This window comes from Cognatundibacterium curvum (genome assembly GCF_014284235.1).
Classification (GTDB): Bacteria; Pseudomonadota; Gammaproteobacteria; order Burkholderiales; family Burkholderiaceae_D; genus Undibacterium; species Undibacterium curvum.
In genome coordinates this window covers 1-450 of record NZ_JACOGD010000023.1, presented here as the reverse complement: position 1 = coordinate 450, position 450 = coordinate 1, and the positions used below count along the sequence as shown (strand labels likewise).

Here is a 450-nt window from a genome sequence, read left to right as displayed (position 1 = left end):
CAGAGCACCATGAAGGCGCCCTGCTGGAACAAATCGACCTGAACACCTGGGTTTCCATGTCCATCCAGCGCGCAGTCGACAAAGTACAAAGCCGCCTGCAAGACGGCCTGGCCTTCCTGGCGACAGTTGGTTCCACTGCACCATTCGTTGGTCTGTTCGGTACTGTATGGGGTATTTACCACGCGCTGACAGCGATTGGTATGTCCGGTCAGGCATCGATCGACAAAGTAGCGGGTCCTGTGGGTGAAGCGCTGATCATGACCGCGATCGGTCTGGCAGTCGCGGTTCCAGCGGTTCTGGGCTACAACTTCCTGGTTCGCCGTAACAAGAGCGCGATGGAAGAAGTCCGCGCGTTCGCCGCTGACCTGCACTCTGTTGTCCTGTCCGGCAACATGACTAAAGTCGCGAAAAAAGCATAAGGTCCAACCCGGTCAACGGGGGCAGACTGAG

Annotated in this window: 1 protein-coding gene; it reads left to right on the top strand. The window is 57.6% G+C overall.

The features are described from left to right. A partial coding sequence (locus H8K43_RS18670) for a MotA/TolQ/ExbB proton channel family protein (protein WP_186905257.1) occupies positions 1-419 on the top strand: 419 nt, incomplete at its 5' end. Positions 420-450 lie beyond the last annotated feature (31 nt).